Annotated in this window: 7 protein-coding genes, 1 rRNA gene and 1 pseudogene; 4 read left to right on the plus strand and 5 right to left on the minus strand. The window is 42.1% G+C overall.

What is annotated here, in order from left to right; translation table 11 throughout:
- Window positions 1–485 (plus strand): annotated as a pseudogene (locus E0H79_RS14760) (RNA-guided endonuclease InsQ/TnpB family protein); the annotation flags it as partial.
- On the opposite strand, the gene E0H79_RS14765 reads toward E0H79_RS14760, so the two are convergent.
- Window positions 459–611, minus strand: a complete 153-nt coding sequence (locus E0H79_RS14765) for a helix-turn-helix domain-containing protein (protein ID WP_228258799.1) — start codon at window positions 609–611, stop codon at window positions 459–461. The pseudogene E0H79_RS14760 and the gene E0H79_RS14765 overlap by 27 nt on opposite strands.
- Before the next feature lie 462 nt (window positions 612–1,073).
- Between E0H79_RS14765 and fmt the strand changes: the two genes are divergently transcribed.
- Window positions 1,074–2,036 carry a methionyl-tRNA formyltransferase gene (fmt, locus tag E0H79_RS14770; RefSeq protein ID WP_131262038.1) on the plus strand — a complete coding sequence of 321 codons (963 nt, stop codon included), beginning with the start codon at window positions 1,074–1,076 and terminating at the stop codon, window positions 2,034–2,036.
- The gene (rsmB, locus tag E0H79_RS14775; protein WP_131262039.1) at window positions 2,033–3,340 is read left to right on the plus strand and encodes a 16S rRNA (cytosine(967)-C(5))-methyltransferase RsmB; all 1,308 of its coding nucleotides are present in this window, start codon (window positions 2,033–2,035) and stop codon (window positions 3,338–3,340) included. Before fmt ends, rsmB begins: the two co-directional genes overlap by 4 nt.
- A gap of 302 nt (window positions 3,341–3,642) precedes the next feature.
- Here the strand turns inward: rsmB and E0H79_RS14780 are convergent, their stop codons facing one another.
- From E0H79_RS14780 to E0H79_RS14790, 3 genes are all read right to left on the minus strand, one after another.
- Window positions 3,643–3,753 carry a methionine/alanine import family NSS transporter small subunit gene (locus E0H79_RS14780; RefSeq protein ID WP_004970370.1) on the minus strand — a complete coding sequence of 37 codons (111 nt, stop codon included), beginning with the start codon at window positions 3,751–3,753 and terminating at the stop codon, window positions 3,643–3,645.
- 1 nt (window position 3,754) lies between these two features.
- The gene (locus E0H79_RS14785) at window positions 3,755–5,239 is read right to left on the minus strand and encodes a sodium-dependent transporter (protein WP_104852799.1); all 1,485 of its coding nucleotides are present in this window, start codon (window positions 5,237–5,239) and stop codon (window positions 3,755–3,757) included.
- 565 nt (window positions 5,240–5,804) lie between these two features.
- Window positions 5,805–7,247: an aldehyde dehydrogenase family protein gene (locus E0H79_RS14790; RefSeq protein ID WP_131262040.1), complete on the minus strand. Its 1,443-nt coding sequence runs from the start codon at window positions 7,245–7,247 to the stop codon at window positions 5,805–5,807.
- 172 nt (window positions 7,248–7,419) lie between these two features.
- Here E0H79_RS14790 and E0H79_RS14795 point away from each other — a divergent pair, with 172 nt between their 5' ends.
- The gene (locus E0H79_RS14795) at window positions 7,420–8,103 is read left to right on the plus strand and encodes a TIGR04219 family outer membrane beta-barrel protein (RefSeq protein WP_131262041.1); all 684 of its coding nucleotides are present in this window, start codon (window positions 7,420–7,422) and stop codon (window positions 8,101–8,103) included.
- A gap of 123 nt (window positions 8,104–8,226) precedes the next feature.
- Here the strand turns inward: E0H79_RS14795 and rrf are convergent.
- Window positions 8,227–8,340 (minus strand): 5S ribosomal RNA (gene rrf / locus E0H79_RS14800); the annotation flags it as partial.

The raw sequence follows: 8,340 nt of genomic DNA on the forward strand, positions 1-8,340 counted from the left end.
ACCTCAAATCTATCGGCAATATGAACAAAAACTTGGTATTGCTCAACGTGCAAAAAATAAGAAACGTGTCAAAGCCATCCATGCCAAGATTAAAAATGTAAGACAAAACATGCTGCATCAATTCAGCCGAAAACTGGTGAATGAACATGCAGCCATCTTCGTTGGCAATGTGAATGCCAAAGCATTAGCACAAACCAGATTGGCTAAATCAGTGCTAGATGCCAGTTGGACAACACTAAGAACCATGCTCAAGTATAAATGCGAGAACGCAGGGGTATGTTATGAAGAAGTCAATGAAGCCTATACCACCCAAATTTGTTCGTGCTGTGGCTCACGCTCCAGTAGTCCGGAAGGTAGAGCAACTTGGAATAAGAGAATGGCAGTGTGTGGAGTGTGGTACGCTCCATGATCGGGATGTAAATTCCGCACTGAATATTCTTGCGCTCGGGCATGAGCGTCTAGCAGTAGGAATCTCCGTCCTTTAGGTCGGGGAGGATGTCAACTTCATCGCACTTAGCATTCCAAATAAAACGAGCGCAACCCATCCACTGACTAAGGTTCAGCTTTTGATGATTGGTTGGATACGCTCTTAATTGGATGCCTGTTAGCAATGAAAATGCTCCTAAAAATACAATTTAATTATAACATAAAAAAGTGATTCTATAATACAAACTAATGATATTTAACGACAATTTTAACTTATTATAGTCATATTAAGAAAAGAGCTGGCTCACCCTTAAAAGGGCGAGAATGCACTCTAGAATTTATTGTTCAATACAAAACTTTCATGAATAATTTTTAAATTTTGCATTATTAGGGTCTGTTGACATTTCATAAATGGCTTGCGCTGTAGGCTAAAACTGAGCAGATTAGGCATGAAACGCAGGGAATAGCGAGACTATTGCCAAGTTTCATAACGCAATCTGAGAAAGTTTTAGCCACATGAGCAAGAACAAAGCGCTGCTTTGTTTGCTGCGCAAGGGGACAAGGTGGATTTGTTACAACCCGTTCCGACCTTTGAGCCGCAATTTGTTATAATTGCCGCGTCATCTAAAACTATGGGTTGATTTCCATTGAAAATCGTTTTTGCAGGTACGCCTGAATTTGCTGCAAGCGCTTTGGCAGCACTCCTGAACACCGAACATGAGATTGTCGCGGTTTACACCCAGCCTGACCGTAAAGCAGGACGTGGACAAAAACTCACAGCATCTGCGGTGAAGCAATTGGCACTTCAACACGATCTTCCTGTCTATCAACCTTTGCATTTTAAATCATCTACTGAAGAAGGTCTGGCGGCTCAACAAGAATTGGCTGCATTGAATGCCGATGTGATGGTGGTTGCGGCCTATGGTTTAATCTTGCCGCAAGTGGTTTTAGATACGCCTAAATATGGCTGCTTGAATATTCACGGTTCTTTATTGCCACGTTGGCGTGGTGCAGCGCCGATTCAGCGCGCCATCGCCACAGGGGATACCGAAACAGGCATCACCATCATGAAAATGGCCGCAGGCTTAGATACGGGCGATATGATGTATAAAACCCTATGCCCAATTACTGCAGCAGACACCTCTGCCACTTTACATGACAAACTGGCGCAGCAAGGTGCCGAAGCAATTGTTGAAGTACTGGCTTCAGAACAAAAATTGCAAGACTATTTAGCCGCGCGTGAAGTGCAAGATGAAGCCTTGACGGTCTATGCACACAAATTGACCAAAGCCGAAGCACAAATTGACTGGTCACAAACTGCAGCCGAAATTGACCGTAATATCCGTGCCTTTAACCCGTGGCCGGTGGCGTTTATCCCTTTAGATGAAACACAAAACTTGCGCGTTTGGGGTTCAGCATTATCGGATGAATCTGCACAAGGCAAAGCTGCAGGCACAATTTTAAAACTGGACAAACAAGGCGTACACGTCGCTTGTGGCGATCAACAAGCAGTGTGCTTAAGCTCGTTGCAATGGCCAGGCGCTAAACCCCTGAATCCTGTGCAAATCATTCAAACTCAAAAACTTCAAACAGGACAAGTTCTCGCATGAGCCATTCTGAATCAGGCAACTCACATTTGAACTTGCGTGCCCAAGTCATCCGTACGCTATTGGCTGTACAACAAGGGCAATCATTGGCGAGCGTTTTACCTGCACATTTAAGTAAAGTCGCAGAACGTGACCGCGCCTTGTTTCATGAACTGGTTTTGGGCACTTTGCGTCAATGGTATGCCCTAAAAAGCATTACTTTGCCGCTGTTGGTGAAACCACTCAACAATGAAACTGTTGAAACCTGTTTATATGTCGGCTTATATCAAGTGCTTTGTACTCGTGTAGCCAGTCATGCCGCAATTTCTGAAACCGTAACTGCAGCCAAACAATTGGGCTATCAAGCACTCAGCGGTGTGGTGAATGCAATTCTGCGTCGTGTTTCACGTGAAACATCGGAATTTCAAAAGGCTTTGGCGCAGGCACATGGTTTGCCAAGTTGGTTGTATAAACGTCTGAAAAAAGATTGGCCTGAACAACAAGAACAACTGACGCAAACTTTAAAGCAAACCGCGCCTCTGACTTTAAGAGTCAATACACGCCAAATCAGCCGCGATGACTATTTAGAAATTTTGCAGGAACAAGAGATTGCTGCAGAAGCTTGCACCGTGTCTGAAGTCGGTATTGTGATGCTGCAAAATGTGCACATTCCAGACTTGCCTGGTTTTGATGAAGGCGTATTTTCCGTACAGGACGAACATGCCCAACTGTGTGCAACGCTCTTGCCAAATTTAGATGGCAAAGTGGTAGTCGATGCCTGCGCAGCACCCGGTGGTAAAACAGCGCATCTGCTTGAAAAATTTCAGCCTAAAAAATTGATTGCCATAGATCAGGATACCAAACGTCTGTTACGTGTCAGCGAAAATCTAGAACGTCTGCAACTGAATCAAGAAGCGCAAGTTGAAATTTTGGCTGCCGATGCAACCACATGGAATGCCAGTGAAGCAGTGGACTGTATTGTATTGGATGCACCGTGTTCTGCAATTGGAGTCTTGCGTCGCCATCCAGATATTCGTTTGCTGCGCCAATCTAGCGATGTTCAGCAAACGGTGGCATTACAGCAACAGATTTTGCAGCAGATGTGGCAGCAACTCAAAGTTGGTGGCACCTTGCTTTACATTACCTGCTCGGTTTTAAAAGCCGAAAATGAACAGCAAATGCAGCAATTCTTTGCCGAACATCAAAATGCCAAAGAAGTCAAAATTGATGCAGATTGGGGCATTCCACAACTGTATGGACGCCAATTATTGCCGCAACAAGGACGCGGGGATGGTTTTTATTATTGTCGTATTGAAAAAACCGCCTAAGCTGTTTCTGTTTTAACGATTCTTCTCATTTAATAGCCTTTCCAAAAAAATAACCCTTGAATCAATCAAGGGTTAATTTAGGGTCTGTTGACACTTCGTCTATGTTTGCGACGACGCATATTTTTTAGCTGATATAAGGCATGGGACAGGAAATTTAGTCATTCTAAATGACTGGCACATAACGCAATAGCAGCAAAAAATATGCTTGTCCTTCGCTGCGCCTTGCGCTGCAAACAAAGCAGTGCTTGTTTTTGCTCAGGCTGTGCAATGGCTTACAACATTGCACTCGTTCAGTAAAATGCTTAGTCTTCAAGTTCATCTGGGTTTTTGATCAGGTGAATCATCGCCAAAACCAAACCACCCCAAAGTACCACTGTTGAAATAATCAACATCACCAATGCAGATGTATTCATCTTATTTCTCCGCTGCGTCGTGATCTTTTAAGCGGCTAAGCAATACCGCGCCAATAATAAAGAGCACCACGGTACCACCACCCACGGTGAGTAAAATGTGTAATGGATAACCACCATAGCCTTCTGCAAAAATAGATTTCAGGGTTAAGCCTAAAGCCACGAGCAATGAAAGCGGAGTCACGATGGTTAACAGGAAATTCCAGCCCCAACCCAATTTAATGCTTGAGTATTGGTTAACGTGTTGCTGCAATTCTTTGAGCAATGGACGACGGAACCAAGTCACCAAAATGATCGACAATAAACCACCACCAACAATACCAATGTTGTTGGCAAAGTAGTCAATGATGTCGACAAAAGTGATCGCGCTGTGGGTAGAGAATAAAATGGTTGAAACAATAGCTGAACCACCCGCAATGATGGTTACTGCACGCTTACGCGACCAACCCAGCTTGTCTTGGAACGCAGCAATGGGTACTTGCAGAATACTCACCATTGAGGTCACCCCTGCAACCGTCAATGAGGCGAAGAATAAGAAACCAAATAAATCGCCACCTGCACCCAAGCTTGAAATGATTTTCGGGAATGCAATAAAAGCTAAACCAATACCGCCCGAAACCACTTCATCTACCGATGAACCTGCGCTGTACGCCATGAAACCAAGCGCAGCAAAAATACCAATACCCGCTAAAATTTCAAAAGATGAGTTTGCAAGTGCAACCACCAAGCCTGAACCAGTCAAGTTGGTTTTACGTTTTAGGTAAGATGAGTAGGTCAACATAATCCCGAAACCCACTGAAAGTGAGAAGAAGATATGACCAAAGGCAGCTAACCATACTTTATAGTTCGCCATCGCTTCCCAGTTAGGCGTAAAGAAAGCATTTAAGCCATCGACTGCACCCGGTAAACGTAAAGCTTGAACCACGAGAATAGAGAACAAAATCAGCAAAAGTGGTATAAAGATTTTATTTGACAGCTCAACCCCTTTTTTCACCCCGCCGTATAAAATGAACATCACCACCGTCCATACGATGACTAGACCAATAAATAAGGTTGGTACAAAACCAAAGGCTAAGCCTTCACCATTTTGTAAGTAGCTTGTGAAAAAGAATTTTTCAGTGTCTGTTCCCCATTGCTGACCAATGGAATAGAACATATAACTGCCTGCCCAAGACAATACGCTGGCATAGTAAATACCAATCAGCAAAGTCACCATCACCTGCCACCAGCCCAATGCTTCACTGTTCATGAGCTTTTTATAAGCGGTTGGTGGTGCTTTACGGTATTTATGCCCAACTGCATAGTCCAAAAACAGCAATGGCAAACCTGCGGCAAAGATCGCAATTAAATAAGGGATTAAAAATGCGCCGCCGCCATTTTCATAGGCAACATAAGGGAAACGCCAAATATTGCCCAACCCGACCGCAGAACCAATGGCTGCGATAATAAAGCCTGATCGCGCGGACCAACTCTCACGAGAATCTGTCATAGAACACCTAAACTTCAGGCTATTTTTTGCTGCTTGTTTTTTAATTCTGACCTTTTATATAAATAACTTGCTTTTTCATTAGCTTAAATTTACTTTATATAACGGTACTTTAGCGCACGCAAAAAATATCCTGCAAAAAATGAAAATCTGGGTGTTTGCTTTAGAGTCACACCTTTTGAGCATCAAATTCTAAAGGTCAAACAGCGAAATATTCGGAAAATCTTGCTTAAAGTCTTTGCCCAATATTGCGCTTTTGTATGGCTTAACAATACTCATTTTTGAACAATTTTTCTGTAAATTCTGCTTAGAAAGATGCTTTTTGTATGCATTTTTTTAATCAAACGTTCAAATTCCACTCCATTTTGACTTGATTTTTTAGTTATAAATCGTATAACTATTTGGAATGAAATTTTGATGCTATTTGAGTTATTTTAATTTTCATCTATTTTAGCAGCGCTGTAGCCTATTATTCACCGAACTACAGCACTGTAATCAATCATCTCAAAATTCAGAGTTAACTCATCCTTTCTCTTTATTTATAACGATGCATCATTAGATCAGATACTTAACGCTTAATTACCAATAAACGCTCTTCCTGCATATCCCGAATAGCAGATTGAATCCCTTCACGCCCTAAACCCGAATCTTTCACTCCACCATAAGGCATATTGTCCACACGGAACGATGGAATATCATTAATAATCACCCCACCAACTTGTAACTGATCCCATGCATACAGCATTTTTTCCAAGCTTTGTGTATAAATACCCGCCTGTAAACCAAAACGGCTTTGGTTAATACGTGTAATTCCTTGTTCAAAAGATGAATATTTTTCCAAAATGGCAACAGGGCCAAAAACTTCATCTTTATAAACCTCCAAGTTTGGATCGACCTGTTCCAATAAAGTCGGCTCAAACATCACACCTTTCAGCTCGCCACCTGCCAATATTTTTGCGCCTTTTTTCACCGCTTTATCAATCCACTTTTTCAAGCGCTGCGCTTCAGCTTCCTTAATCATTGGCCCGACCAAAGTGCTGTCTAAATCAGGATCTGCCGCTTTAATTTTCTTGAGCTGGCTCACAAGTTTCTTTTTCAGTTCGGCATATACGTCAGCATGCACCAAAATACGTTGCACACTAATACACACCTGCCCAGCATGATTATACGCACCACCAATTAAGCGATGAATCAATGCATCATTCAATTCAGTATCGGGTTCAATCATCACTGCTGCATTGCCGCCCAACTCTAGCGTTACTTTTTTGCGTCCTGCGCGGGCTTTCATATCCCAACCCACCACATCTGAACCGGTAAAACTGAGCAGTTTAAAGCGGTCATCTGTCACTAAAACATCAGCTTGTTCACGCTCACAAGGCAATACCGAAAACGCACCTTTAGGTAAATCTGTTTCTGCCAACACTTCTGCAATTTTCAATGCTGAAATAGGCGTGGCACTGGCTGGTTTTAATACAAAAGGACAACCTGCGGCAATCGCAGGTGCAATTTTATGTGCAGTTAAATTCAACGGAAAATTAAAAGGACTAATCAAAGACACGGTACCAATGGGTACATGCTTAACCATCCCTTGATAATTCGCAGCAGCAGCCGTCACTGCCAACGGCAAAATACGCCCTTCATCTAGTTGTGACACCGCATCTGCCGCAATTTGGAAGGTATTAATTAAACGCTCGACTTCTGCCATCGCAGCCAAACGTGGTTTTCCACCTTCGGCAATTAAAATTTCGACCAATTCTTCACGCATGTTTTGAAAACGCTGCACACAATGCAACAGAATTTTTTGTTTTTGAAAGGGCTGTAACTTTGCCATTTCGGCTTCTGCTTTTACGGCTGCACGAATGGCTTTTTCAATACTTTTCGCATCGGCAAGTGCGACACGTGCATATAAATTTTGAGAATATTTATGCTGAACGGCTAACCATTGCCCTGTTTCTACGGCTTTATTGGCAAGATAGAGCGGATAATCGACAGGTGGATGGACATTTTGCATACTGAAATCCTCTATTTTTGGCGCGAATTAAGCTATATTTTTACAAGAATTTTGATTCTAGAAAATGTATGATGCGCTAAGTTGGACAATATTTCACATGATTTTTTGTCACGAGAACATACAACACCACACCATTCATCCCAAATGATGATGACAAAATACTAGAGTTTATATGCTTACATTACAACGTTTTGCTTTAGCATGCAGTTTAATTAGTTGTTCAGCGGTGCATGCCGATATTATTGGGGTAAAAGCCAGCGTAGATTATTGGAAATATAGCGCAGACTGGAATCAGGCTCAGTTATCACCAAACTTAGATGACGATTTTGCCTTACCCTTTACTCTGGCAGTAGAACATCCTGTTCCTTTTTTACCCAATGCCAAAATTAAGCATGCCAATTTGCAGGCCGAAAGCGAGCAAAGCGCTGCTGGTGTAAAAATCAATCAGCTGGATTTAGATTACTCAGACTTCATTTTATATTATGAAATTTTAGATAACATTGTTGCAGCAGATGTTGGATTTGGCGCCAAAGTACTTGAAGGTGACTTAAGATCTAATTTGTTTTCAACACAAGACGTCAGTGAAACTTTAGCTATGTTATATGCAGAGGCAGCAGTTAAATTACCGTTTACGGGTTTAAGTGCCAAAGCTGAAGCAAATTACGCCAAAAATAGCGACAATGAAGTTCGTGATGCTCAGGCAGAAATTAAATATAACTTTGTCGATACCGTTTTGGTCGATGTGGGTTTAAAAGCGGGCTATCGCATTTTAGATATTAAGCTCAATCAAGATTCCAATCAGGAAACTCAATTAGAGTTTAAAGGCCCATATTTAGGCTTAGAAGCACATTTCTAAATATTTGATATTTAAATAAATTTAAAACCCTTAAATTATGTTTAAGGGTTTTTTTATTCATTCTACTTTTCTTTTTTACATAAAAAAACACCCCCAACGCTAGTTGAGGGTGTTCGAATAATGAGCTGGCGATGACTTACTCTCACATGGGTAACCCCACACTACCATCAGCGCGAAGAGGTTTCACTTCTGAGTTCGGGAAGGGATCAGGTGGTTCACTCTTGCTATGGTCGCCAG

The sequence above is a fragment of the Acinetobacter sp. ANC 5045 genome, assembly GCF_004331005.1.
GTDB classification, from domain to species: domain Bacteria; phylum Pseudomonadota; class Gammaproteobacteria; order Pseudomonadales; family Moraxellaceae; genus Acinetobacter; species Acinetobacter towneri.

Excerpts from the sequence above, each read along its gene's own strand:
- rsmB (WP_131262039.1), top strand. The coding sequence starts at position 2,033 with ATGAGCCATTCTGAATCAGGCAACTCACATTTGAACTTGCGTGCCCAA.
- E0H79_RS14780 (WP_004970370.1), bottom strand. The coding sequence starts at position 3,753 with ATGAATACATCTGCATTGGTGATGTTGATTATTTCAACAGTGGTACTT.
- E0H79_RS14785 (WP_104852799.1), bottom strand. The coding sequence starts at position 5,239 with ATGACAGATTCTCGTGAGAGTTGGTCCGCGCGATCAGGCTTTATTATC.
- E0H79_RS14790 (WP_131262040.1), bottom strand. The coding sequence starts at position 7,247 with ATGCAAAATGTCCATCCACCTGTCGATTATCCGCTCTATCTTGCCAAT.
- E0H79_RS14795 (WP_131262041.1), top strand. The coding sequence starts at position 7,420 with ATGCTTACATTACAACGTTTTGCTTTAGCATGCAGTTTAATTAGTTGT.